20 protein-coding genes are annotated in these 25,252 nt (G+C 65.9%); 3 read left to right on the top strand and 17 right to left on the bottom strand.

Annotated elements, in window-relative coordinates; translation table 11 throughout:
• Window positions 1–19: 19 nt before the first annotated feature.
• The 3 genes from dnaE to lspA all read right to left on the bottom strand — a co-directional run bounded on the left by dnaE (window position 20) and on the right by lspA (window position 5,345).
• Complete coding sequence (dnaE, locus tag GOSPT_RS09660) at window positions 20–3,565, bottom strand: DNA polymerase III subunit alpha (RefSeq protein ID WP_005205645.1); 3,546 nt, start codon at window positions 3,563–3,565, stop codon at window positions 20–22.
• A 252-nt stretch (window positions 3,566–3,817) separates the two neighbouring features.
• Window positions 3,818–4,744: an RluA family pseudouridine synthase gene (locus tag GOSPT_RS09655; RefSeq protein WP_039855458.1), complete on the bottom strand. Its 927-nt coding sequence runs from the start codon at window positions 4,742–4,744 to the stop codon at window positions 3,818–3,820.
• Window positions 4,737–5,345, bottom strand: a complete 609-nt coding sequence (gene lspA, locus GOSPT_RS09650) for a signal peptidase II (protein WP_039855455.1) — start codon at window positions 5,343–5,345, stop codon at window positions 4,737–4,739. Before lspA ends, GOSPT_RS09655 begins: the two co-directional genes overlap by 8 nt.
• Window positions 5,346–5,384: 39 nt before the next feature.
• On the opposite strand from lspA, the gene GOSPT_RS09645 reads away from it, so the two are divergent.
• Entirely contained in the window at window positions 5,385–6,374 is a 990-nt protein-coding gene (locus GOSPT_RS09645; protein ID WP_174273046.1) for a hypothetical protein, read from the top strand.
• Between the two features lie 88 nt (window positions 6,375–6,462).
• Here GOSPT_RS09645 and GOSPT_RS09640 read toward each other — a convergent pair whose 3' ends face one another.
• On the bottom strand, window positions 6,463–6,999 hold the full coding sequence (locus GOSPT_RS09640; protein ID WP_005205636.1) for a WKL family lipoprotein: 537 nt from the start codon (window positions 6,997–6,999) through the stop codon (window positions 6,463–6,465).
• A 277-nt stretch (window positions 7,000–7,276) separates the two neighbouring features.
• On the opposite strand from GOSPT_RS09640, the gene GOSPT_RS09635 reads away from it, so the two are divergent.
• Window positions 7,277–8,227 (top strand): asparaginase, encoded by a 951-nt coding sequence (locus GOSPT_RS09635; protein WP_039855453.1) that lies wholly within the window; start codon window positions 7,277–7,279, stop codon window positions 8,225–8,227.
• 27 nt (window positions 8,228–8,254) lie between these two features.
• On the opposite strand, the gene GOSPT_RS09630 is transcribed toward GOSPT_RS09635, so the two are convergent.
• Complete coding sequence (locus tag GOSPT_RS09630) at window positions 8,255–9,715, bottom strand: DNA polymerase IV (protein WP_039855503.1); 1,461 nt, start codon at window positions 9,713–9,715, stop codon at window positions 8,255–8,257.
• A 95-nt stretch (window positions 9,716–9,810) separates the two neighbouring features.
• Window positions 9,811–10,272: a nitroreductase/quinone reductase family protein gene (locus GOSPT_RS09625; protein ID WP_005205632.1), complete on the bottom strand. Its 462-nt coding sequence runs from the start codon at window positions 10,270–10,272 to the stop codon at window positions 9,811–9,813.
• 113 nt (window positions 10,273–10,385) lie between these two features.
• Between GOSPT_RS09625 and GOSPT_RS09620 the strand changes: the two genes are divergently transcribed.
• Window positions 10,386–11,090, top strand: a complete 705-nt coding sequence (locus GOSPT_RS09620) for a TetR/AcrR family transcriptional regulator (RefSeq protein ID WP_005205630.1) — start codon at window positions 10,386–10,388, stop codon at window positions 11,088–11,090.
• A gap of 56 nt (window positions 11,091–11,146) precedes the next feature.
• Here GOSPT_RS09620 and ileS read toward each other — a convergent pair whose 3' ends face one another.
• From ileS to murG, 11 genes are all read right to left on the bottom strand, one after another.
• Window positions 11,147–14,335 (bottom strand): isoleucine--tRNA ligase, encoded by a 3,189-nt coding sequence (ileS, locus tag GOSPT_RS09615; protein WP_141630854.1) that lies wholly within the window; start codon window positions 14,333–14,335, stop codon window positions 11,147–11,149.
• Between the two features lie 476 nt (window positions 14,336–14,811).
• Window positions 14,812–15,804, bottom strand: a complete 993-nt coding sequence (locus GOSPT_RS22815; RefSeq protein WP_005205626.1) for a chromosomal replication initiator protein DnaA — start codon at window positions 15,802–15,804, stop codon at window positions 14,812–14,814.
• Between the two features lie 32 nt (window positions 15,805–15,836).
• Window positions 15,837–16,634: a DivIVA-like cell division protein Wag31 gene (gene wag31 / locus GOSPT_RS09600; RefSeq protein WP_005205625.1), complete on the bottom strand. Its 798-nt coding sequence runs from the start codon at window positions 16,632–16,634 to the stop codon at window positions 15,837–15,839.
• Between the two features lie 335 nt (window positions 16,635–16,969).
• Entirely contained in the window at window positions 16,970–17,296 is a 327-nt protein-coding gene (locus tag GOSPT_RS09595; protein ID WP_005205623.1) for a YggT family protein, read from the bottom strand.
• 134 nt (window positions 17,297–17,430) lie between these two features.
• Entirely contained in the window at window positions 17,431–18,150 is a 720-nt protein-coding gene (locus GOSPT_RS09590; RefSeq protein ID WP_005205620.1) for a cell division protein SepF, read from the bottom strand.
• Between the two features lie 95 nt (window positions 18,151–18,245).
• On the bottom strand, window positions 18,246–18,992 hold the full coding sequence (locus GOSPT_RS09585; RefSeq protein WP_005205617.1) for a YggS family pyridoxal phosphate-dependent enzyme: 747 nt from the start codon (window positions 18,990–18,992) through the stop codon (window positions 18,246–18,248).
• Window positions 18,992–19,702: a peptidoglycan editing factor PgeF gene (pgeF, locus tag GOSPT_RS09580; RefSeq protein ID WP_174273048.1), complete on the bottom strand. Its 711-nt coding sequence runs from the start codon at window positions 19,700–19,702 to the stop codon at window positions 18,992–18,994. The genes GOSPT_RS09585 and pgeF overlap by 1 nt, the downstream gene beginning before the upstream one ends.
• A gap of 29 nt (window positions 19,703–19,731) precedes the next feature.
• Window positions 19,732–20,904, bottom strand: coding sequence for a cell division protein FtsZ (gene ftsZ / locus GOSPT_RS09575; RefSeq protein ID WP_005205614.1), 1,173 nt, complete (start codon window positions 20,902–20,904; stop codon window positions 19,732–19,734).
• Between the two features lie 727 nt (window positions 20,905–21,631).
• On the bottom strand, window positions 21,632–22,297 hold the full coding sequence (locus GOSPT_RS09570) for a cell division protein FtsQ/DivIB (RefSeq protein WP_005205612.1): 666 nt from the start codon (window positions 22,295–22,297) through the stop codon (window positions 21,632–21,634).
• Window positions 22,298–22,329: 32 nt separating this feature from the next.
• Window positions 22,330–23,817, bottom strand: a complete 1,488-nt coding sequence (murC, locus tag GOSPT_RS09565; protein WP_051993811.1) for a UDP-N-acetylmuramate--L-alanine ligase — start codon at window positions 23,815–23,817, stop codon at window positions 22,330–22,332.
• A gap of 92 nt (window positions 23,818–23,909) precedes the next feature.
• Window positions 23,910–25,247 (bottom strand): undecaprenyldiphospho-muramoylpentapeptide beta-N-acetylglucosaminyltransferase, encoded by a 1,338-nt coding sequence (murG, locus tag GOSPT_RS09560; RefSeq protein WP_005205609.1) that lies wholly within the window; start codon window positions 25,245–25,247, stop codon window positions 23,910–23,912.
• Window positions 25,248–25,252 lie beyond the last annotated feature (5 nt).

The raw sequence follows: 25,252 nt of genomic DNA, 5'->3' as shown, positions 1-25,252 counted from the left end.
TGGAGCGTACCCGCGTCGGTCAGCCCAGGCAGGTTGGTCCGAGTAGCGCCTTGAGATCGCCCATCAGGGCCGAACTGGGTGTGACGCGCAACGACTCGGTCAACTTCAGCACTGTCGAGCGCTCATCACTGACCAGCGTCACGTGCACGTCGGCCGGACCCGGATGTCGGGTGAGCACCTGCTTGAGCGCCTGCACGCGGTCGGGTGTGCAGGCACGAGCCGCAAGTGTCAGCGCGACCGGTTTGGTGGCCCCCGCGGCATTGAGATCGGGTACGGCGAGGTCGTTGGCGCTGATCATCATCGAGTCGTCGCGCATGTTGACGCGCGCCTTCACCAACACGATGTTGTCGGCGACGATGTCCATCCCGTAGGTCTGGAACGCGCGCGGGAAGAAGTAGACCTCGACACCACCGACCATGTCCTCGAGGGTGACGGCCGCCCACGGCTCACCCTTCTTGTTCACCCTGCGGGTCACCGACGAGATGATCCCGCCGATGGTGATCTGCGCACCGTCGGAGATGTTGCCCTCGAGCAATTGCGTGATCGAGGTGTCGGTCTGGGCCGCGATGGCGTGTTCGACGCCGCTGAGCGGATGCCCGGACACGTAGAGCCCCAACATCTCTCGTTCGAGTGCGAGCTTGTGTTTGGAATCCCACTCCTGGTCGGGCACCTTGACCGCGAACACCTCGGCCATGGTGTCGTCGGCTCCGCCGCCCGCGTCGCCGAAGAGGTCGAACTGTCCGATCGCTTCGGCCTTCTTGGTGCCGATAACCGACTCGACCGCCTCGACGTGGATCAGGAACAGACCCTTGCGCGGATGGTCGAGCGAATCGAATGCGCCCGCCTTCACCAGCGACTCGGTGACCTTCTTGTTGCACGCCGTGACATCGATCTTGTTGAGGTAGTCGGAGAAACTGGTGAACTTCCCCTTCTCGTCGCGCGCGGCGAGGATCGACGACACGACGCCCGAGCCGACGTTGCGAATCGCGGCGAGACCGAAGCGGATGTCCGTTCCGACTGCGGCGAAGTTGTGCTGCGACTCGTTGACGTCGGGAGGGAGCACCGTGATGCCCAGTTTCCGGCAGTCGGCGAGATAGATGGCCGCCTTGTCTTTGTCGTCGCCGACGGAGGTGAGCAGGCCGGCCATGTACTCGGCCGGGTAGTTCGCCTTGAGGTAGGCGGTCCAGAAGGAGACCAGACCGTAGCCCGCCGCGTGCGACTTGTTGAACGCGTAGCCGGCGAAGGGCAACACCGTGTCCCACAGGGCGGTGATGGCAGCCTGGGAGAAGCCGTTGTTGCGCATCCCCTCTGCGAAGCCGTCGTAGGCCTCGTCGAGGATCTCCTTCTTCTTCTTGCCCATCGCGCGGCGCAGCAGGTCTGCTTGCCCGAGCGAATAGCCCGCGACCTTCTGAGCGATCTGCATGATCTGCTCTTGGTAGACGATCAGACCGTAGGTCTCGGCGAGGATTTCCTTGAGGGGCTCTTCGAGTTCGGGATGGATCGGCTTGATCTGCTGCAGCCCGTTTTTACGCTTGGCGTAGTCGGTGTGCGCGTTCACGCCCATCGGTCCCGGGCGATACAGCGCGAGCACGGCGACGATGTCTTCGAAGCCGGTGGGCTGCATCATCTTCAGCAGTTCGCGCATCGCCGCGCCGTCGAGCTGGAACACGCCGAGGGTGTCGCCCTTGGCCAGCAGCTCGTAGGTCTTGGTGTCTTCGAGCGGCAGGGTGTCGAGGTCGAGATCGATGCCTCGGTTGAGCTTGATGTTCTCGAGCGCGTCGCCGATGACGGTCAGGTTGCGCAGACCGAGGAAGTCCATCTTCAACAGACCGATGGCCTCACACGACGGGTAGTCCCAGCCGGTGATGATCGCGCCGTCCTGTGCACGCTTCCACACCGGGATCGCGTCGGTGAGTGGCTCGGAGGACATGATCACCGCGCACGCGTGGACGCCCGCGTTACGGATCAGGCCTTCGAGTCCGATCGCGGTGTCGTAGATCTTCTTGACGTCGGGATCGGTCTCGATGAGAGTGCGGACCTCGGTGGCCTCGCCGAACCTCTCATGCTCGGGGTTCGTGATACCCCAGACCGGGATGTCCTTGGCCATGATCGGCGGCGGCAACGCCTTGGTGATCTTGTCGGCAATGGCAAAGCCGGGCTGGCCGAACTGAACTCGCGCGGAGTCTTTGATCGCGGCCTTGGTCTTGATGGTGCCGAAGGTGATGACCTGGGCGACCTTGTCGCTGCCCCACCGGTCGGTGGCGTAGCGGACCATCTCGCCGCGTCGACGGTCGTCGAAGTCGATGTCGATATCGGGCATCGACACCCGCTCGGGGTTGAGGAATCGCTCGAACAGCAGTCCGTGCGGGATCGGGTCGATGTTGGTGATACCGAGCGCCCACGCGACCAGCGACCCCGCCGCGGAACCACGGCCGGGGCCGACGCGGATACCCACCTCGTGGGCATGCCGGATGAGGTCGCCGACCACGAGAAAGTAGGCGGGGAAACCCATCTGGATGATGACGTCGAGCTCGTAGTTGGCGCGACGCAGGTAATCCTCTGGCACCTCGACGCCGGGGAAACGACGCTCGGCGAGACCGTTGGCCACTTCCTTGCGCAGCCACGTCTGCTGCGATTCGCCGTCGGGGACGGGGAAGATCGGCATGCGGTCGCGGTGGGTGAAGACGTCGGCGTAGGACTGCACCCGCTCGCCGATCTCGAGGGTGTTGTCGCAGGCGCCGGGGATGACCGAATCCCACTGGGCGCGCATCTCGTCGGCGGACTTCAGGTAGTAGCCGTCACCGTCGAACTTGAATCGTGTCGGGTCGGTCAGCGTCTTACCGGTCTGCACACATAGCAGCGCCTCGTGGCTCGCGGCGTGGTCTTTGGTGACGTAGTGGCAGTCGTTGGTGACGATCGGCTTGATGCCGAGCGTGCGGCCGATGTCGAGCAGGCCATCGCGGACTCGGCGCTCGATCTCGAGTCCGTGCTCCATCAGCTCGAGGTAGAAGTTCTCCTTACCGAAGATCTCCTGCCATTTGGCGGCCGCTTCGAGGGCTTCGCGGTCATGACCGAGACGCAGACGGGTCTGGACCTCTCCGGACGGGCACCCTGTGGTGGCGATGATGCCCTCGGCGTATTCGGCGATGAGGTCGGCGTCCATGCGGGCCCACTTGCCGAGTTGGCCTTCGATGGACGCCAGTGACGACAGCTTGAACAGATTACGCAGACCGGTCGCGTTCTCGGCGACCATCGTCATGTGGGTGTAGGCGCCCGAGCCCGAGACGTCGTCGCCCTTCTGGTCGCGCGTACCCCACTGGATGCGTTTGGTGTTGAACCGCGACTCCGGTGCGATGTAGGCCTCGATGCCGATGATCGGCTTGATCTCGTTCTTGATCGCGGTGTTGTAGAACTCACTCGCACCGAACATGTTGCCGTGGTCGGTCATGCCGATCGCGGTCATGCCCAGGCGTTTGGCCTCCGCGAACAGGGGCGACACCTTTGCTGCACCGTCGAGCATCGAGTACTCGGTGTGGTTGTGCAGGTGGACAAACGAACCGGCCACGGATGCCTCTCACCTCGAAGGAACGTCCCGGACAGAACGTCACTGAATGTGCGTGTTGCTGACTGCGTGTGTTGCTGAGTGCGTGCGTTGCTGCGCGTGTTGCTGTGTGCGCGTTGATCGATCCCGACCACTGATCGACCTCAACCACTGTAGGACTCCCCTCTGACACTCACGAACATGCCGCGCCAGGCTGTGACAGATGAGGCGAGGATCCCGGAGTGTCGCCCGCGGCGTGTCGGCGCGGGCGCGCACTCACGTGTCGCGCAGGATGTCCAGAGCGTGTTGCAGGTCGGCCGGATAGGGGCTGACGAACTCCACCCAACGCCCGTCGGCAGGATGGGCGAACCCGAGCGAACGAGCGTGCAGCCACTGGCGCTCGAGCCCGAGTCGCGCCGCCAACACCGGATCGGCTCCGTAGGTCAGGTCACCGCAGCACGGGTGGTGCAGAGCGGAGAAGTGCACGCGAATCTGGTGCGTCCGTCCCGTTTCGAGGTGGATGTCGAGCAGCGACGCAGCGGCGAACATTTCCAGCGTGTCGTAGTGGGTGATGCTCGGCTTGCCGTTCGCGGTCACCGCGAATTTCCAGTCGGCTCCCCGATGACGGCCGATAGCCGCGTCGATGGTTCCGGTCGGCGGATCGAGGTGACCCTGCACCAGCGCGTGATAGCCCTTCTCGACCTCACGGTCGCGGAACGCGCGCTTGAGCAACGTGTATCCGTGCTCCGACGCCGCGACCACCATCAACCCCGACGTTCCCACGTCGAGGCGCGACACGATGCCCTGCCGTTCAGCCGCGCCCGAGGTCGATATCCGGAATCCCGCGGCGTCCAACGCGCCCACCACGGTCGGCCCGCTCCATCCCAGCGACGGATGGGCCGCAACGCCAACGGGCTTGTCGACGACGATGATGTCGGAGTCGTGATAGATCACCGAGAGGTCTTCGACCGGCGTCGGCTCGACCCGCAACGGCTCGTCCGGCTCGGGAAGCAGCACGTCGAGCCAACTCCCCGCTGCGAGCTTGTGCGACTTGCCGACCGCGACGCCGTCAACGGTCACATCACCCGCATCGGCGAGAGTGGCCACGACGGTTCGCGAGAGGCCGAGGATGCGGGACACCCCGGCATCGAGGCGCATGCCCGCGATCCCGTCGGGAACCGGCATGGAGCGCGATTCACGCATTCTCGGCCTCGACTTTCGCGGCGCGCCGAGCGGCAAAGCCCGACCGCGAGCCGTCGTAGTCGTATCCGAGCAGCGACAGCACAACGAGCAGTACGGCACCGCACACAACCGCGGAGTCGGCGACGTTGAACACGGGCCACCAGCCGACCGAGATGAAGTCGACAACGTGGCCACGCAGCGGTGCGGGGTCACGGAAGATCCGATCGATCAGGTTGCCGATGGCACCGCCGAGGACCAGCCCGAGACCGAGGACCCACCACCCCGAGCGGAGTTTGCGGCTGAACCGGAAGATGACCACCACGACCGCGAGGGCGATCAGCGTCAATACCCAGGTGTAGCCGGACGCCATCGAGAATGCCGCGCCGCTGTTGCGCACGAGCCGCAGCGTGACGGCATCACCGATGATGTGCACCGGGCGCTCCGGGTCGAGTAGCGCGACGACCAGCGACTTGGTGATCACGTCGAGCGCGATCACCGCCAACGCGATGCCCGCGAGCAATACCAGCACCGAGGTCGAGCTGCGCAGCATCCCACCACGGTCGTTCTCGCTGGTTTCCCGGTCGTCGGAGGGGTCGTGCGTCTGGTCGGGTCGGTCATCCACCCCACCATCATCCCTGACTCGTGCAATACGCTGACTGGCGTGTCCGATCCGACCCGTCGAACTGTCCGTGTACCACCCCCTCGACGCCGCTCGGTTCGCCGCCGGGTCACGCTCGGATCGACCGCAGCGGCGCTGGCGAGTGTGCTCCTGGTGTCGGGATGCGGCAGCGAATCGGAGTCGGATGCCGGATCGGGGCAGCCGTCCGGAGCCCAAGCGGGCTGCACGACCACCTCGACCTCCGGGCAACGCGACGCCAACCTGATCCCGATCCCACCTGCGGCGGTCACTGTCACATCCACCGGAAACCAGCCACACCGCGTGGTCGGCAGCGCCCCGGACCGCGCAACGCCACAACATTCGACGTTGTCGACGACGTCGTCTGTCACAGCGGCCGACGGCACGACCGAGCAGACCGTCGACATCCCGATCACCGCGTCGTTCCATTGCACCGACAACACCGATCTCGAGATGACACTGGGCACGTCGACCTCGCCCGACCCGACGTTGAACGACCAACTGAAGGCCACCAAGGACGCGAAGGCGGGTGTGGCGCTCGGACCAGGCGCCGCTCCGGTCTCGCTGCGACTGATCCCGACGAAGGATTCGGGTTCGGAGGCGAGAAGTGCCATCGAGCAGTCGCTGGTTCAGGTGTTCCAGAACTCGATTCCGCTGCCCACCGAGCCGATCGGGGTGGGTGCGACGTGGCGAACCGAGCGGACCATCACGGCCGCCACAACGCTGACCCAGACGATCACCGCGACACTCAAGGCGTGGGACGGCAACCGCGTGACCATCGACTTCACCACCGAGGAATCACCGGTCAACTCGGTGTACGCGATTCCCGGCTCCGACACCACGTTGACCATCTCCCGCTACTCCTATACCGGTTCGGGAACCCTTGTCTCCGACGTGACGCGCGGTCTGCCGATCAGCGGCTCGGGCACGTACACGGGTGCGCGTGAACTTGTCGGATCCGACCCTGCCAATCCGCTGCTCCAGAAGATCGGCTTCTCCTACACCTGGAAGTAAAGAGCTCCCTCACACACACGAGAGCCCCTGTCCCGCGCGGGACAGGGGCTCTCGTTGAGGTGCAAGCGCGCTCAGGCGTGCACTTGAGTCACTTGGTGCACATGGCGCTCTTGATGTTGTTGCCGGACAGGATCGGGCACACCGAGTCGCTGGCGAGCTTCCACCGTCCGCCGTCGTACACGATCTGGGCGTCGAGCTTGGTCGGCGGGTTGTCAGGAAGCTTCACCAGAACCTTCACGGTTGCCTTGTTCGGGCCGGCCGGGATCACCGGCGGGAAGATCTGGTAGGTGACGTCCTTGTTGTCCTGACGCGCCTTGACCAGCTTGTCGAAGAGCTGGGGATCCTTCTCGGAACCCTGCACGAGATCGGTCTTCTCCGAGTTGGGCACATTGGGGTCGAGCGCCTTGTTCAACATCGCATTCAGCGTGGCGACACTCGGGCGGACGTTGGGGTTGGTGACCCCGGCGTCGGCACCCGACGCGGCAGCCTCGGACGTCGCGGCAGCACTGGTCGTCGCGGCGACCGTGGGGACGTCGTCGGAATCGTCGCTGCTGCTGCATGCCGCGAGGGACGTGGCAACTGCCACGGTCATGACGGCGGCACCTACGAACTTAGGGAACTTCAAGGATCTTCCTCACATTTCAACGTCGGCGATGATCGTGTTCGGCGGTGACGAGCGCGGTCGTCCGCGGTTCGCAGCGACCGTCACTTCGGTCACCGCGTCCACCCCCGTGGCCACAAACTCACACCACTATGCCAAACACATCGACTCCACCCAACGACACGTACCCGCCGAGATCGTGCGTGACAACGATCGCCGGTGAGCATTGCGGTGTCGTACGAGCAGTACCGACGAGTGCAACGGTTGACGTCCGACATCGGTTCCGGGGACGCTGTCTGGCATGACGCAACCCCGAATCGCGCTCATCACCACGGGCGGAACGGTAGCTGCTCGTCAGAGCGCGGACGGGGCGGTTCCGGTGCTGACCGCGTCCGAACTCCTCGCCGACGCGCCGACGCCTGACGCTCTCACTCCACTCATCGAGTCCGTCGACCTCATGTCGGTCGACAGTTCGGCGATCACGGTGACCCAGCAGGCCCAGGTGGTGCGCGCGGTCAAGACCGCACTCGACGACCGCGACGTGACCGGGGTCGTCGTCACCCACGGCACCGACACGATGGAGGAGACAGCGTTCCTGGCCGACCTCGTCTCCGACGATCCCCGGCCCGTCGTCTTCACCGGGGCGCAGTACCCCGCCGACTCCCCCGACGCCGACGGACCCGCGAACATCGCTGCGGCCATCGAGGTGGCGGCCGATCCGGCGAGCCGGGGCCGCGGCGTGGTGCTGGCATTGGGCGGACGCGTGCTGCCCGTTCGGGGAGCGTTCAAAGTGTCGACCATCGCGACCGAGGCCTTCGACACCGTGCACGACGCACTGCCGCGCCCTCTGGTCGGCGACCCGCTGCCCGAACGTCTCGCCCGCGTGGACACCTACGCGTTGTACCCCGGCGTCGCCGCGGGAATCATCGCCGCGGCCGTCGCTCAGCGTGCGTCGGGAATCGTGCTCGCGGCAACGGGTTCGGGCAACACCCATCCCGACATCACCGCCGAAGTCGTCGCCGCACGACGCGCGGGGGTCGCCGTCGTCGTCACGACCCGTGTGCCGTACGGCCCGGTGGTCGCGACCTATGGCGGCGGTGGCGGAGCCGTCGACCTCGAACGCGCAGGCGCCGTGGTGTCCCGGTGGTTGCGTGCGCCGCAGGCGCGCATGGCGCTGATCGCGCTGCTCTCAACCGGACATGACGCCGACGACGTCGCCGACTTCTTCCGCCGTTCCGAGCCCGCCACCTGACCGCCCGGGCCTGCGACGGGACGCTTCTCACCGCGGCGTATCGGGGCTCGCCGACATATCCGGCCACGCGAGACTGTCGAGCGGGTCGCCGCGTCGCAATGCGCCATCGTCGGCTGCGAACGTGCGCGCGACGCCGGGTCCTGTTGCCCGCGTTTCGAATCGCACGGTCACCACACCGTGCCCGCTCCCCTGCACCCAGCCGTGCCCGAACTCGGGATGCACCACGTCGACACCCGTCGTCGCCCAGCTCCCGCTGTCGGAGACGGCAGATTCAGCACCGCTGTCGGAGACGGCAGATTCAGCACCGCTGTCGGAGACGGCGGAGTGGGTGGTTTCGAATCCGTCCGAGGGTGCAGCCGTGTCGATGGACACCACTGCTTCGAGATCTGGGGCGTCGAGATCTGGGGCCATCCGTGCGATGTCGGCTATCGGTGCAATGTCGGCGTCGCCGAAGAGTGCGTACTGCTCGACGGCCGACAGACCTGAGAAGCCCACTCCGACAAGGCGTATCGGGCCGACGGTCTGTGGGTCCAGAGCGAGTCGTCGAGCCATCGATGTGAGGGTGTCGAGATCGGTCGTCGCAGCGGGCAGCGTCGACGATCGGGTCAGGATCGACATATCCGAACGCTTGAGTTTCAGCACGACGGTGCGCGCACCGCGTCCGTCGGAAAGCAGTCGACGGTGCGCGTCGGCCGCCGACTTGTCGATTGCGGGTCGCAGGCCTGCGAGGTCGACGATGTCGCGCGCGAAGGTCGATTCGGCGCTGATCTGTTTGGCCGCTGCGCGCTCGGTGACGGGCCGGTCGTCGTGTCCACGCGCGAGCAGATGCAGTGCTGGTCCGACGCTGGAGCCGAGCACCGACGCTACTTCGAGGTCGGACATCGCGGCGAGGTCGCCGATCGTGTCAATACCCAGGCGTGCCAACCGTTCTCCGGAGACGGGCCCGATTCCCCAGAGCTTGCGTACCGGCAGTGCGTGGAGGAAGTCGAGTTCTCTGCTCGGCGGAATGACCATGACCCCATCGGGTTTGGCCATTCCCGAGGCGATCTTCGCGATCTGCTTACCGCTGCCGACACCGACGGAAGCCGCCAACCCGACGCCGTCGAAGATGCGCCTACGGATCTCTTGGGCGAAGGCCTCCGCGTCGGCGGCCGTGGCACCGACGAGATCGACGGGTTCGCCGAACGCCTCGTCGAATGACAGCATCTCGATGACCGGCACCGCGTCACGCACGATCCCGAAAATCCTGCTGCTCACCACGCGGTACACCGAGCCGCGCGGTGGCAGGACCACCGCCGACGGTCCGACGAGACGTCGTGCCTGATGCATCGGCATCGCCGAATGCGCGCCGAATCGACGTGCGGCGTAGCTGGCGCCCGCGACGACTCCGCGGCCCCCGGTGCCACCGACGAGCACCGGGCGTCCTGCGAGGGTCGGTCTCGTCAGCTGCTCTACCGAGGCGAAGAAGGCATCCATGTCCAGATGCATCACCCACCGGGTGCTGCGTTCCTCGTCTGAGGACGAACCGGACACTGCTGACACACATCAAGACTAGGCAGGTCGATTCATGTCACGTCAGGGACTTACCCGGTGGTCGCCTTGCCGACGGAGAAGACCGGGATCGACGCCGCGTGTGTGTACAGTTCGCCGTCGGATGGGTCGGTGGTCATGCCGTCGGGTAGAAATCGGCCGACCTCCCATCCCCATCGCTTCAGGTACGCGCGGATGATCGGACCGCGGTCGGCGACATCGACCTCGCGGAGCGTGACCGTTCGATCGTTGCGACCACGACGCAGGTGCGCGGTCCGCGCGGCTCGCGCATTGCGGACCCACTGGGTGTTGCCGCGTACCGCCACGAGGTACTCGCGACCGTCGAGCGCGATGGGATTCACCGGAATGCTTTGTGGTGCACCAGATTTCCGTCCGACGACGGTCAGTGTCTGTGCACCGGCGAGGTTGACCCCACGGTCGGCGAGCCAGCGAACGACGGAATTGAAGACGCGGTCCGAGCGGCTCGGCGTGACGTGGTGTTGCGTTGATTGCATGACGATTACTCCTCGACTCCGCGAATGCTTCGAGAGCACCGCTCTCTCTTGAGTGTGCGCCTCGAACGCGAGTAATGCAAGAGCACTGCTCTCTGATCTGGCAGACTGGCCTCATGGCTACGGGAAAGACGCGCGCTGACAATCGCGTGGCGATGGAGGCCGAGATCCTGCGGCTCGGCCGCGAGCACCTGCGCACGCAGGGCGCTGCCGGGCTGTCACTGAGGGCGATCGCTCGCGACCTCGGTGTCGTCTCGTCAGCCGTCTACCGCTACGTACCCAGCCGCGACGACTTGTTGACCCTGCTTCTGGTGGAGGGCTACAACGACGTCGCCGACACCGTCGACGCCGCCGCTGACGCTGACAGCTCGGACGGCCTCGGCGACTCGCGGGAATGCTTGCGGCGCATGGCCGTTGCGATGCGCGCCTGGGCACTCACCGATCCCGCACGATGGGCGCTGCTGTACGGCAGTCCGGTGCCCGGGTACTCGGCACCGGCCGAGCGTACGACGCTCCCCGGAACGCGCGTGGTCGGTCGACTCGTCGTCGAGTTGGCGGCCGCCCACCGGGATGGATCACTGCGCGCGCAGCTGCCATCGATCTCGCCGGCGGTCGCCGCCGACATGCGTCAGATCCTCGACGAGTTCGGCGTCGACATGCCCGCAGAGGTCGTCGCAGCGGCAACCACCCTCTGGGCAACCATCATCGGCGGGATCAGCCTCGAGGTCTTCGGACAGTACGGCGCCGACACCTTCGCTCACCCCGACGCGCTGTTCACCACGCAGGTCGACGCCGTCCTGTCGCTGCTCTTCGACGACTGACAGCTCTACGACGAACTGACGCCGCCTCAGCGAGCTGGCTCTCCAAGAGAGGCTACTCAGCCCGCCTTCTTGACGTCCGCCGTCACCCCGTCGCCGAGTTCGATCGCTCCGGCGGCGGAGTCGTGGGCCGATTCGACGACGAACGAGGTCGCGAGAACCTCTCCGGCGATCATGTCGGCGTGGCGTCGAGCCCACTCGAGTCGCGGCTCGGGCACCACGAAGCGCACCTCGATGCGATCCGACACGTCGAGTCCGAGACCGCGACGTGCCTCCTGGAGTTCACGCACACGGTCCTTCGCCCAACCCTCCGACTCGAGGTCTTCGGTGACGTTCGTATCCAGGACGACGAGTCCTCCCCCGCCGGGGAGTTCGGCCGTCGAATCCGGTTCCTCCGCAACGAGTTTCCTGCTGTACTCGCCCGGCTCCAGGTCGATGCCGTCGGCCGACACGATCTCGGTACCGTCGTCGGCGGTCCGCACGCTCCAATTCCCCGCTTTGACCGCCTTGATGACGCGCTGTACGTCTTTGCCGAGGCGTGGTCCTGCGGCGCGCGCGTTGACCGCGAGCTCGTAGTGACCGTATCGATCTGCCTCAGTGGACAATTCGACCGACTTGACGTTCATCTCGTCGGCGATCAGATCGGTGTAGGGCGCGAGACGATCAGCGTTGGGGGACGCGACGGTCAACTGCGGCAACGGAAGTCGCACACGGAGCTTGTTGGCCTTGCGCACGCTCGACGCCGTCGAACATACCGCCTGCACGTCGTCCATCGCCGCAACGAGATCGGGGTCGCCCGGCAGTTCGTCGCTCGTCGGCCAGTCGGTCAGATGCACCGAACGCTCACCCGTCAGCCCACGCCAGATGGCTTCGGTCGCCAACGGAAGCAGCGGCGCCGCAAGGCGACTCGCAACCTCCAACACTGTGTACAGGGTGTCGAACGCCTCCGGGTCCTCGTCCTGCCCCGCCCAGAAACGCGCCCGCGAACGGCGCACATACCAGTTGGTGAGCGACTCGACGAACTCGCGGAACGCATCACACGCACCGGAGACGTCGTAAACGTCGAGGGCCTCGGTCATCGCATCACGCGTGACGGCGAGCTTGGCCAGGATGTACCGGTCGAGCACGTTCGACGAGTCGGTGCGCCACGTAGCGGGCCGATCGGCGTAGAGCTGCAGGAAGCTGTAGGCATTCCACAGCGGGAGCAACGCCTGGCGAACGCCCTCGCGGATTCCCTTCTCCGTCACCACGAGATTGCCGCCACGCAGGATCGGCGACGCCATCAGGAACCACCGCATGGCATCGCTGCCGTCGCGGTCGAACACCTCGTTGACGTCGGGATAGTTACGCTTGGACTTCGACATCTTCTGGCCGTCGTCGCCGAGCACGATGCCATGAGCCGCAACGGTTCTGAATGCCGGACGATCGAACAGCGCCGTCGCGAGCACGTGCAGGTTGTAGAACCATCCACGCGTCTGGCCGTTGTACTCGACGATGAAGTCACCCGGATTGTGCGCAGGCTCCGAACCGTCGCTCGCCCCGTCGAACCATTCCGAGTTCTCGAACGGGTAATGCACCTGGGCGTACGGCATCGAGCCCGACTCGAACCAGCAGTCGAGAACCTCGGGAACGCGACGCATCGTCGAATTTCCGGTCGGGTCATCGGGATTGGGCCGCGTCAGATCGTCGATGTAGGGCCGATGCAGGTTGTTCGGGCGCACGCCGAAGTCGCGCTCGAGCTCGTCGAGCGAGCCGTAGACGTCGGTACGCGGGTACTCCGGGTCGTCGGAGATCCACACCGGGATCGGCGCGCCCCAGTAGCGGTTGCGGCTGATGTTCCAGTCACGTGCACCCTCGAGCCACTTGCCGAACTGCCCATCGCGGATGTGTGCCGGCGACCAGGTGATCTGCTTGTTCAGCTCGATCATGCGGTCCTTGATCGGGTCGACCGCAACGAACCACGACGGAACGGCCATGTAGATCAACGGCTTTCCCGACCGCCACGAGTGCGGGTACGAGTGCTCGATGGTCTCGTGCCGCACCACACGCCCCTCGTGCCCGTCCGATCCGGCGAGCACGCGCGACCCACCGGTCTTGAGGTCCTTGATGATCGGCGCGTTGGCGTCGAACACCATGAGGCCCTCATACGGCGGCACCTGCGACGTGAATCGGCCACCTGCGTCGAGTGGTTGCACGACCTCGATACCGTTGGCCGTCGAGAGCTCCATATCCTCCTCACCGAAAGCCGGTGCGAGATGGACGATTCCGGTACCGCTGTCGGTGGTCACGTAATCGCCGAGCAGTATGCGGTGAGCGTTGGGGTGCCCGACGAAGAAGTCGAACGGCGGTGTGTACGCCAGCCCCTCCAGGTCGCGCCCCTGATACGTGCCCAGCACCTCGGGGTCGACGATCTCCTTCGCGTAGCTGCCGAGCAGCGGCTCGGCGAGGAGGTACTCGCGCCCGTCCGCCGCACGCACATGCACATAGGAGACATCGGGATTGACGGCGATCGCGAGGTTCGACGGCAGAGTCCAGGGCGTCGTGGTCCAGATCAACGCATTGACCCCGTCCAGCGCCGCCAGCGGACCGTCGGAGTCGACGACCAGCGGCATGCTCACGGTGAGAGCGGGGTCCTGGCGCATGCGGTACGCGTCGTCGAGCTTCGATTCCTGGTTGCTCAGGGGTGTCTGCTCGTACCAGGAGTACGGCAGCACGCGATAGCCCTGATAGATGAGGCCCTTGTCCCAGAGCCGCTTGAATGCCCACATCACCGACTCCATGAAGTCGATGTCGAGGGTCTTGTAATCGTTGTCGAAGTCGACCCAACGAGCCTGACGGGTGACGTAGTCACGCCACTCACCGGTGTAGCGCAGCACGGAGTCGCGACAGAAGTCGTTGAACTTCTCGACGCCCATCTTCTCGATCTCCGACTTATTGGTGATCCCGAGTTGACGTTCGGCCTCGAGTTCTGCGGGCAGTCCGTGGGTGTCCCAGCCGAATCGACGCTCGACCTTCTTGCCGCGCATCGTCTGGTACCGCGGTACCAGATCCTTGACGTAACCGGTCAGCAGGTGACCGTAGTGGGGGAGGCCGTTGGCGAACGGAGGCCCGTCGTAGAACACGAACTCCGGAGCGTCGGCTCGATTGGCGATGGATGCGGCGAACGTGTCGTCGTTCTTCCAATAGTCGAGAACGTTGAGCTCGACGTCGGGGAAAGATGGCGCACCACTACGTACGCCACCGGTCATGTCGACGACCGGGTACACACGTGTTGCCGATTCTGACTGCTCGCTCACGCTGACTCCTCGTGCCTGGCTCGCACGTCCACTAGGACGTGTGCATGTGCTCTTGGCACGGGGACGCACGACGCGTGCGCGGTACCACCCCGCTTGCATCGGACTGCTCCGATGCCGCTCATGGCCCTCTCGGATCGGCAGGCGAATAACGCCGGGTGCTCACACACCCGGAGCGCTCCAACACTCCCAACCGAATGGGCCTGCGGCTATGACGGGCCACTCCCGCCCGGTTCTACTGGGACGCCCACCGACTCACGCGGTGCGTGACGAGAATCCGTTCTTCCGGGTGCTCCCCGGTGATGGCCGGATCATTGCGCTTCCAGTGTAGCGACCGCGGCTACCCGGCCACGAATCGACCGTCGTCGATGCCCTGGGTGTCGTCGCCCTGTTGATGCCGCAGGGGGTCGCCAGGGATGGATCGGTCGGGATCAGTCGAACGGCGGACGCCAGTTGGGATCGAGAGGATCGAAACGCCCGGTTCCGCTCCCCTGCTCACGCTCGGGTTGCTCCCAGGGTCGATCAGAAGGTTTGCCGTCGTCGGACGGCGGTTGCTGTATGCCTGGCGGCTGCTCGCGCTCTGGCTGTCGGGGCGCCGCGCCGGGACGCTGCTGGTCGCCACCCGGCCTCTGCTGGCCGTAGGGCTCGCGCCCCTGGGGATATGGGCCCCGGGGATACGGCTGCTGCGGGTACCCCGGCGCGGCCGGACCCTGCGGTGGGGGGCCCTGCGTTGGCATCTGCGCGGGAGGCGCTTGCCGCGGGGGCTGCTGGTATCCCTGCGCCGGCGGACGCTGATCAGGGCGCCCCTGCTGGGGCGGCGCCTGCTCGTCAGGCGTCGACGGCCTGCGGAATCCGCCGGTTGCGGGATCGCCCCCGACAGCGCGCAGATAGTCGTCGTAATTGCCTTCACGCGAGGACTGGGCAGCCTCTCCCGTGCCGAATGCATTCGTCCCTGGATTCTCGCCGGAATCCGGATTCGACGCCGCGTCGGCGGATGAACCCGACCGCCCGCCGGGTTGGATCACACCCTGCCACGACGATTGCGGAGGGGACGACTGCGGAGGGGACTCGCGTCGTGCAGCGGGAGACGGACCGGAAATTCCCGAACCGCCGTCGGACACACCACCACCGTCGGGGGGATCGTCGTCGGAGAAATCGCTTTCGACGACATCGCTGCGGGAGCGACGTCCCGCGGGACGCTGCAAGGTGTCCGACTCGTCGACCTGATCATCACTGCCGACCTGATCATCATTGCCGACCTGATCATCTTTTCGGCCGGAACCGATGATGTCGACGATCAGGAACGCCAAGCCGATCAGACAGACAACGATGCATGCCACCGCGAGCCACACCGTTCCGGTGATCAACCCGACGATGAGCAGCACAAACCCCACAAGGGTGGCCGCAAGCGCCAGACTCAGCACGTCATCTGCCTAACGACTCCGCCAAGGGCCGATCAGCTCTGCGAGTAGCTGCTGAAGCCGCCGTTACCCGGGTCCGATGAGAAGGACTGATCGGGACGACCACTCTCGACAGGTGCCGCACTGCCTCGCTGCTGCAGCTCTTCGAGCTGAGACTCGAGGTAGGTCTTCAGGCGGGTCCGGTACTCACGCTCGAACGTCTTGAGCTGTTCGATGCGACCCTCGAGAACGGCACGCTGCTGATTGATGGTGCCCATGATTTCGCTGTGCTTGCGCTCGGCATCGCTCTGCAGCGCCTCGGAACGCTCCTGCGCCTGGCGGAGCTGGGCTTCCGACCGGGTCTGCGAATCGGCGAGGATGGCCTCCGACCGCTGACGAGCGTCGGACAGCAGAGCGTCGGACTTCGTCTGAGCCTCGGAGACCAGCGTGTCCGCACGCGAACGCGCATCCGCGAGGAGTGTGTCGGCCTCTTGGCGCGCCGATCCGGTCAGGCGATCGGCGGTGTCCTGCGCGAGCGCGAGAACGCGAGCCGCGCGCACGTTGGAGTCGTCGTTGGTGGCGGCCGCGGCGAAAACCTGTGTCGAGTCGTCGGCGGTCGACGGAGCGGTCGACGTGGAAGGCGATGCGTCGCTGCTGCCTGCCTTGGCGTCGGCGAGCTCGGCCTCGAGCTCTTCGACACGTTGTTTGAGGTCGCCGTTCTCCTCGATCAGACGAGCGAGCTCTGCTTCGACAAAGTCAAGGAACTGATCGACTTCGTCCTCGTTGTAGCCGCGCTTACCGATCGGCGGTTTGCTGAACGCGACGTTGTGCACATCAGCTGGTGTCAGCCGCATGTCGGTTCCCCTCATTGTCGTTAGAGCGTTGGGTCGTCTCGAGCTGGTGTCGTTCGAGCTTGGTCTTCAGTTGGGCGGACAAGTCACAGCCTATGTGTACAGACTGTCACTCAATATTCATACCAGTCAAAATCCGTAACTGGCGTCTCATCCTGTCACATCTGAACCGCTTGTCGCATACGTTCGATGCCGTCCTGCAACGCAACAGTCACTCGATGATGACACTCAACGGTAGAACATTCGATCGTGCCGCGGCACCGAGACCGAGCGGGTACCGCAAATACGACGACCCGATATGAACTCGGTCACGATGCCTGGCGACGGATGATCGCAGGTCAGAGAAGTCCGCTTGCGAGAGCATCTGACGCGGCGTTATTGGCGAGACCTCGCATGACCGACATCAGGATGAGCACGACGATCATCACGATCATCAGCGACAGGTCGAGCCGGACGGGCCCGAGCGGGATCGGCGGTAAGACGCGTCGAAGCGCCTTGATCGGCGGATCGGTGACAGTGAATACCGCCTCGATGATCACAACTGCAATACCCCTCGGTCGCCATTCACGCGCGAAGGTGCGCACCAATTCGATGACGAGGCGTGCAAGCAGGAGCAGCCAGTAGATGAACAGCACGATGTAGAGGACTTCGAACAGAATCGCCACGAGTCAAGAGTGCCTGATATGTCGGGCGCGCTGCACCCCAGGTACCGCTGACCTGGTGCGCGCGAGCGGATGTGGAGGCCGAACGAGCTTCGGCGGGCGAACCGAGTGCGATTCGCCCGCCGAATACGTCGATGTCAGCCGTGGTTGTAGAAGCCTGTCGCGGCGATCTTCTTGCGATCCTCCGCAGAGACGTCGATGTCGGCCGGTGAGAGGAGAAACACCTTCGTGGCGACTTTGTCGAACGAGCCGCGCAGCGCGAAAGCGAGACCGGCCGCGAAGTCGACGAGGCGCTTCGCGTCGTCGTTGCTCATGTCGACGAGATCCATGATGACCGGGTTGCCGTCACGGAACCGCTCGCCGATCGTGCGCGCTTCGCTGTAGTCGGCGGGGCGCAGCGTCGTGATCTTGTGGAGCGGACCGTCGGCGAAGACCTGCTCGAGATCGGGACTCGCGGAGGACGACACCGCTGCGGGGCGGTGCGGAGCCGCACTCGACCGCTGCAGCGGCTCGAGGCGCGAGACCGGGCGGGGACGCTCGACCGGCTCGGAATGTCGCGGACCCGCGTAGGTGTAGTCGCCCTGGTACCCCTGCTCGTAGCCGGGTGCCGAATCGAAGCCCGGGCCGAAACGTCGCTCGTCGTAAGCGGTGTCGGCGGCATCGCGGTAGCCGGGGTCTGCGTAGGAATCCCCGTACCCGTCACGCAGCGGAGCCTCGCCGTAGTAGTCGTCGCGGTACGCGCGCTCACGCGACATCGACCGCACCGGACCCGGTCCGGGCTCGTCGAAGTAGTCGTCCTCGTACTCGCTCGGAGGCACCATGCCGAAATATGCCTTGAACTTCTGCATCGTGGTCATGTGAGGGCCTCTCTGGTCATCCGACACCCGCGGCAGGTTCGCGAGTGTTGTCAGTGTGGAGTTTGTTCTCGTTGGTTCGCATGTGACCAATGTGACTAGTGAGAGATTAACGGCCGCGGACCCATGATTGCGGTACCGACACGCACGCATGTCGATCCATGTGCGACGGCACTTTCGAGATCCGCCGACATACCGGCCGAGAGTGCGGTCGCCTGGGGAAACCTGGCCCGAAACCGTTCGTGCGCCTGCGCCGTTCGTGCCATCCACTCGTCGACGTCGCCGTCGAGCGGCGCGATCACCATCAGTCCGCGCAGCGCCAGCGAGTCGCTCGCCTCGACCCTGTCGGCCAACTCGGGAAGCTCTTTCTCGAGCGCTCCACCCCTGGTGGGATCGCCGTCGAGGCTCAGTTGGAGATAGATCCCGAGCGGCGTGCTCCGCTCACCGTCGTCGAGGGCGGACTTACTTGCTGTCGCCAGATGATCGATGAGTTTGTCGCGGTCGACCGAGTGCACCGCTCGTGCCCATCGGGCGACGGTGCGCGCCTTCTTGGTCTGCACTGAACCGATCATGTCGAATGCGACGTCGCCGAGATCGCCACCCGCATCTGCGCGCAGTTCGTCGATCTTGCGGCTCGCCTCAGGCTCCCGCGACTCGCCGAAGTCCTTCTCGCCCAACGTGATCAATCGCGCGACATCTTCGGCTGGGAAGAACTTGGTCACGACGAGCAAGTCCACGTCACCTGGTCGTCGCCCGGCAGCATCGACCGCGGCGTCGAGACGTGTACGCACAGCCGACAGCGACTGTGCCAGTTGGGCTGTGCGCTCATCGTCGTGTGCAGTCATCACGACTCGGGACTCGGGTCGATCCAGATGACGGATGCGAGCCTGCCCGTCGGCGCACCGCGTCGGTGACTGAAGAGGTGCGCGTCTTCGATCGTGCACCGTGGGTCCTCTGCCACCGCGGCGACGCCCAGCGCAAGCAGTTGCCGACGCAGTCCGGCCCGAAGATCGAGACCCGGTGTGCGCTTGTCGGTCAGACAGGCACTGCCCGGTAGATACTCTTCGACGTCGCGCTGCATCGCCGCTGGAACCTCGTATTGCCGTCCACACGCTGCAGGGCCGAGAAATGCGCCGATCCGCTCCGGGCGCGCACCCAACGAGATCATCACGCGCAGCGTTTCCGGGACGATCCCGATGCGCGCTCCCACCCGTCCGGCATGGACCCCGGCGATCACACCCGCCTCGTCATCACTCAGCAGAACCGGCACACAGTCGGCACTGAGAACCGCCAGCGCCAGCCCTGGCGTCGTCGTGACCAGCGCGTCGGTGGCCTCGACTGCGTGGCCGACAGGAGCGTCGACCACTGTCACGTTGCGACTGTGAATCTGTTCCATCCAAACAACGCGGTCGGCGGCAAGGCCCAACTGCGACGCGAGCCGAGACCTGTTCGCCGCGACGGCATCCGGGTCGTCGCCGACGTGATCGCCCAGATTGAACGAGTCGTAGGGCGGTTTCGACACACCACCGTCCCGGGTGGTCACCACACGACGCACCCGGGGCGTGATCGGCCCGCTCACGCTCGTCAGCGCTTCATGAACGACGGCACGTCGACGTCATCGTCGTCGAGCGTGACGCTGTTGCGACGGGGAGGCGACGCCTGGCGATCGGCGAACGGGTCACCAGCGCCCTCCTGCGGCATCTTTCCGAAGAGCGGGTCGGTCTTCTCCGCGGGGTTCACGGTGCCCGCCTGGCCAGCTCCGACGGCCGTCTTGCCGACGGCTGCGGGGGCGTCGGTGCGCTTGCGCGGAGTGCCTCCGTCGAATCCTGCCGCGATGACCGTGACGCGCACCTCGTCGCCGAGATTGTCGTCGATGACCGTGCCGAAGATGATGTTGGCGTCCTCATGTGCGGCCTCCTGCACCTGGGTGGCGGCGTTGTGGATCTCGAAGAGCCCCAGGTCGCTACCACCGGCGATGGACATCAACACACCACGCGCACCCTCCATCGACGACTCGAGCAGCGGCGAGTTGATCGCAGCCTCGGCTGCCTTGCGTGCACGCTCCTCGCCGCGCGAGGACCCGATACCCATCAGCGCCGAACCTGCGTCGCTCATGACGCCCTTGACGTCGGCGAAGTCGACGTTGATCAATCCGGGCGTCGTGATCAGATCAGTGATGCCCTGCACGCCGTTGAGGAGCACCTCGTCGGCGCTGCGGAAGGCGTCCATGAGGCTGACCTGGGCATCGCCCAACTGCAGAAGGCGGTCGTTGGGGATGACGATGAGGGTGTCGCAGGACTCGCGCAGGGCCGTGATGCCCGCCTCTGCCTGTCCTCCGCGACGCTTGCCCTCGAAGCCGAAGGGCCGGGTGACGACACCCACGGTCAGGGCACCCAGCTTGCGTGCGATCGAGGCGACAACCGGTGCACCGCCGGTGCCCGTGCCGCCACCCTCACCCGCGGTCACGAACACCATGTCGGCGCCCTTGAGGAGCTCTTCGATCTCGTCGCGTGCGTCCTCGGCGGCCCGACGGCCGACCTCGGGATCGGCGCCTGCTCCGAGGCCGCGCGTCGAATCACGGCCCACGTCGAGCTTGACGTCGGCATCACTCATCAGCAACGCCTGCGCGTCGGTGTTGATGGCGATGAACTCCACGCCCTTGAGGCCCTGCTCGATCATTCGGTTGACGGCGTTCACGCCGCCGCCGCCGATGCCGACGACCTTGATCACGGCCAGGTAGTTGTGCGGTGGCGTCATGGCGCTCGCCTTCCTTATCGATCCAAAACCCTAAACCTGAACCATAGATTTAGAGTTATGTCAAGTGGTCTGTTGCCAAGAACGCTATGCACCCACTGCCCCCGGAGCCAGCAGGCGGCGCGGCGTGTCGCTGTGTTTTTTGGCGGCGGCTGCGTGGTGCGCCCTAGTCGCGTTCTTCCTCCTCCCTCACATCGTCGCTGTGTTTATCGGCGCGGCGGAGTGGTGCGCCTCTAGTCGCGTTCTTCCTCCTCCCTCACATCGTCGCTGCGCTCCTCGCTCGCTCGTCGTCCAGAACGCGACGGCGCACCACTCCGCCGACGCGTTCCCGCGCCCGCTCACCACTCCACCGACGCCGCGACCTGCTCGCGGCGGGCTCGGTCGGGTGGGTGGGTGATCTCGACAAGCTCGATCAGCGAAGGATCGACTCGATCAGCGAAAGCGACGACGCGACCACTCGACCGACCCCACACCCGTCGAACTGCACGCCCGGCGAGCGCGCCGTGCCTGCACGACGAAGAGCGACGAGCGTAGCGACGATGCGATGAGGAGGAAGGCACGGCGCTAAAAGCTCGCCGGGCCCGCGGCGGCGGAGCCGACGCCAAAAACTCTGCACCCCCGGCGAGCGCGCCGTGCCTGCACCACGAAGAGCGAGGAGCGTAGCGACGATGCGATGAGGAGGAAGGCACGGTGCTAGAGCTCGCCGGGCATGCGGCGGCGAAGCCGCCGCCTATTTGACAGCCGGGAAGTCCGGACTCGACACGTTGTATTCGGATGCCTTGCGCGGCAGCAGGTATCCGAGGGTCCGCGCCTTCTCGTCGCCTCTGGCCGAATCGCCCCAGACGACCTTGCGGTTGCCCTTGAGGGTGAACTTGATGTCGACGGGCGAGGATGCGTCGATCGCCGTCACCTGCTCCGAGATGTCGTCGGGTAGTCCCGCGGTTGCCTTCATGGCTGCGACGGTTGTCGGGTCCGATGGTCCGGGGTTGGGCGTGGTGAACACGGGAAGTGCGGCGTACTCGCCGGGCAGCCCTCTGGTGGCGTAGGTCAGGTATGAGACGCCGGTGCGGTCGAGGACGTGCACTTTGTCGCCGTCGACGACGCTGGCGGTCGGTTGCCGCTCGACAACCGTGATCAACAGCGACGACGGGTATTCACGCTGGACGCGCGCGGACTCGATCGATGGGATCGCCGCGATCCGCTGCGCGACGACACGGGTGTCCACGCGTAGCAGCGGTGTCCCCGACGCGACGTCAGCGGCGTGGAGAATCTCGCCGGTCTGCACACCTTTGGCACCCTCGATGGTGGTACTGCGCACCGACATCAGCGGCGTGAAGAACGCGACGAGAACGAGTCCCACGACGACGATCACGACAGCACCGACCCCGAGCAGCATGCGCGCTCCTCGACGTTCCGGCAGGAACCGGGTCACGAGGTGCCCTCGCCTCCCCTGGTGGTCCGCGATGCCGCGCGGGTGTCGTCAAGTGCGGCAAGGATTTCGGGTCCCTGCATGGTGATGTCTCCGGCGCCGAGGGTCAGCACGATGTCGCCGGGCCGCGCGATCGACGCGACGAGCCCGGCAAGCGTCGAGAGATCCGGGACGAACCGGTGGTTCCCGGTCAGTCTGTCCGTAATGCTCCGACCGCTCACACCGGGAATCGGTGCCTCACGTGCCCCGTAGACGTCGGCGACGATCACTTCGTCTGCGGCGTCGAGAGCCGAGGCGAACTCCTCCGCGAATTCTTCTGTGCGCGAATACAAGTGGGGCTGGAACACGGCGATCACCCGCCCGTTGCCGGCATCGCGGGCGTGGTCGCCGACTCCCCGGGCCACGACACCCCGTGCTGCGGCAAGCACTGCGGCGACCTCGGTCGGGTGGTGGGCGTAGTCGTCGTACACCGAGACGCCCGCCGCACTGCCCTTGTATTCGAAGCGACGTCGGACACCGCCGAACGCCTCGACTCCCGCGACGACCTCGGCGAGCTCGCCGCCCGCGCATACCGCACCGAGGATCGCGCCAAGGCTGTTGCGCGCCATGTGGATTCCCGGGGTCGTGAGAGTGATCGGGACCTCGATAGCGGTGTCGGCAACCGGCTGTGTGAACCTCACATCGGCCACCCCGCCACTCCCCTGCGGCGCCCACGAAAGCAGCGTGGCCGCCGGGATGACATCTGGGATGGAGACCGTGTCGGCGTCGGTGCCGTACCCGAGCACCCGGACACCGCGCGCGGTCAGCTCGGAGGCGAGTCGTTGCGCGAGTGCCACGGTCCCCGGATCGTCGAGGCAGACGATGAGCGTGCCGCCCGGCCGGATCTTCTCGGTGAACTCGTCGAACACCGCGACGTACGCTTCGACGCTGCCGAAGAAGTCCAGATGGTCGACTTCGATGTTGGTGATCACCACGATGTCGGGGGTGTATTCGAGGAGCGACCCGTCGCTCTCATCGGCCTCCGCGACGAATACGTCGCCGCTACCGTGATGGGCGTTGGTACCCGACTCGTTGAGTTCGCCGCCGATCGCGAACGACGGATCGAGGCCTGCATGCTGCAGCGCGACCACAGCCATCGACGTCGTCGACGTCTTGCCGTGTGTTCCGGCGACGAGCAGCGTGCGGTGGTCGGCCATCAGTCCCGCGAGGACGTGGGGCCGCAACAGGATCGGGATCCCACGCTCGCGTGCCGCGACGAGTTCCGGATTGGTCTTGGGTATTGCGGCGTGCGTCGTGACGACGACGGTCGGACCGCCGGGCAGCACGTCGAGCGCAGCGGCATCGTGACCGATCGTGATCTCGGCGCCGCGCGCACGCAACGCGATGATTCCGCGACTGGTCTTGGCGTCCGATCCCGACACCTGACCACCTCGGGACAGCAGAATGCGCGCCAGGCCCGACATTCCGGCCCCACCGATTCCGACCATGTGGACTCTACGGAGCTCTTCGGGCAGCGGGGCGGCTCCCGGCTCGGGCTGTGCTGGGGATCCGGGGTGTGCGGGGGTCACATCGTCGATTGTCACCGCTCGCGAGCCGATTCGGTCGAACGAAACGCCGCCCCGTCATCGGGATCACCGGGTTTGCGCGCGCCCTCATCGCGAGCATCCGACGCTCGATCATCGGTCGCGGCCGGTGCGCTCGCGTCGGCCTCTGCCGCCTCGACGCGCTGCGCGGCGCGCGCCCGACGTCCGGGCCGATGCGACGCAGCGAGGTCGAGGGCCGCACGTGCAACGGCATTCGCGGCATCGCCGTGGCCCGTCCCGAACGCGGACGCCGACATCGCGGCGAGCCGTTCCGGATCGCCGAGGAGTGCGGGAACCTCCGCGGCCACCCAGTCCGCGGTGACCTCGTCATCGGCCACCAGCACCCCACCACCGGCTTCGACGACCGGCAGCGCGTTGAGCCGCTGTTCGCCGTTGCCGTGCGGAAGGGGCACGTAGATCGCGGGGAGCCCGGTAGCCGACACCTCGGCAACCGTCATCGCGCCCGACCGACACATCACGAGATCGGCGGCCGCATAGGCGAGGTCCATGCGTTTGAGATATCCGACGGCCCGATACGGCGGAGCGCCCTCGGGTGACACCGGATCGATCGTGTTCTTGGGTCCATACGCGTGCAACACGCCGATCCCGGCGCGCCCCAACGCGTCAGCAGCACCCGCGACCGCCTCGTTGAGTCGTTGCGCCCCCTGCGATCCGCCGAATACGAGCAGGGTCGGGGCGTCCTCGTCGAGGCCGAAGTAGTGGCGGGCCTTGGCGCGCAGACCCTTGCGGTCGAGGTCAGCGATGACGCCGCGCACCGGGATACCGACCACCTCGGCGCCGTCGAGTCCAGAGCCGTCGACCGCGGCCATCACGACGTCGGCGAAGCGGGCGCCGACCTTGTTCGCGACACCGGCACTGGCATTGGCTTCGTGGATCACGATCGGCAGACGTCGACTCGGCCGCAAATGTGCCCTGGCCGCGAGGTAGGCGGGCATCGAGACGTATCCGCCGAATCCGACGACGACGTCGGCCTTCACGTCGGCGAGGACCTTGCGGGTTGCGAGCACCGAGCGCAACAACCGCGCGGGTGTCTTCGCGAGTTCGACGCCGGGCTTACGTGGCAGCGGGACGGGCGGGATCAGCGCGAGGTCGTAACCGCGTTCGGGAACGAGCGTCGTCTCGAGTCCACGAGAGGTGCCCAGTGCGGTGATCCGTGCGGAGGGATCGAGTCTGTGCACCGCATCCGCTACCGCAAGTGCCGGTTCGATGTGACCGGCGGTGCCGCCACCGGCGACCACAACCGACAGCTTTCGGTCACTGCCTCCCGCAGCCCCGTGGTCGGTTGTCGTGACCCGTGTTTCGTCCGGACCCATACGGT

The sequence above is a fragment of the Gordonia sputi NBRC 100414 genome, assembly GCF_000248055.1.
GTDB classification, from domain to species: Bacteria; Actinomycetota; Actinomycetes; order Mycobacteriales; family Mycobacteriaceae; genus Gordonia; species Gordonia sputi.
This window is presented reverse-complemented; position numbering and strand designations above follow the sequence as displayed.

Coding starts and splice junctions, on each gene's coding strand:
- ileS (WP_141630854.1), bottom strand. CDS start 14,335: ATGACCGGTGGCGTACGTAGTGGTGCGCCATCTTTCCCCGACGTCGAG.
- GOSPT_RS09655 (WP_039855458.1), bottom strand. CDS start 4,744: ATGCGTGAATCGCGCTCCATGCCGGTTCCCGACGGGATCGCGGGCATG.
- murG (WP_005205609.1), bottom strand. CDS start 25,247: ATGGGTCCGGACGAAACACGGGTCACGACAACCGACCACGGGGCTGCG.
- GOSPT_RS09585 (WP_005205617.1), bottom strand. CDS start 18,992: ATGACTGCACACGACGATGAGCGCACAGCCCAACTGGCACAGTCGCTG.
- wag31 (WP_005205625.1), bottom strand. CDS start 16,634: ATGCGGCTGACACCAGCTGATGTGCACAACGTCGCGTTCAGCAAACCG.
- GOSPT_RS09625 (WP_005205632.1), bottom strand. CDS start 10,272: ATGCAATCAACGCAACACCACGTCACGCCGAGCCGCTCGGACCGCGTC.
- GOSPT_RS09590 (WP_005205620.1), bottom strand. CDS start 18,150: ATGACCACGATGCAGAAGTTCAAGGCATATTTCGGCATGGTGCCTCCG.
- GOSPT_RS09570 (WP_005205612.1), bottom strand. CDS start 22,297: ATGCTGCTCGGGGTCGGTGCTGTCGTGATCGTCGTCGTGGGACTCGTT.
- GOSPT_RS09620 (WP_005205630.1), top strand. CDS start 10,386: ATGGCTACGGGAAAGACGCGCGCTGACAATCGCGTGGCGATGGAGGCC.
- GOSPT_RS09635 (WP_039855453.1), top strand. CDS start 7,277: ATGACGCAACCCCGAATCGCGCTCATCACCACGGGCGGAACGGTAGCT.
- GOSPT_RS09630 (WP_039855503.1), bottom strand. CDS start 9,715: ATGCATCTGGACATGGATGCCTTCTTCGCCTCGGTAGAGCAGCTGACG.
- ftsZ (WP_005205614.1), bottom strand. CDS start 20,904: ATGACGCCACCGCACAACTACCTGGCCGTGATCAAGGTCGTCGGCATC.
- murC (WP_051993811.1), bottom strand. CDS start 23,817: ATGGTCGGAATCGGTGGGGCCGGAATGTCGGGCCTGGCGCGCATTCTG.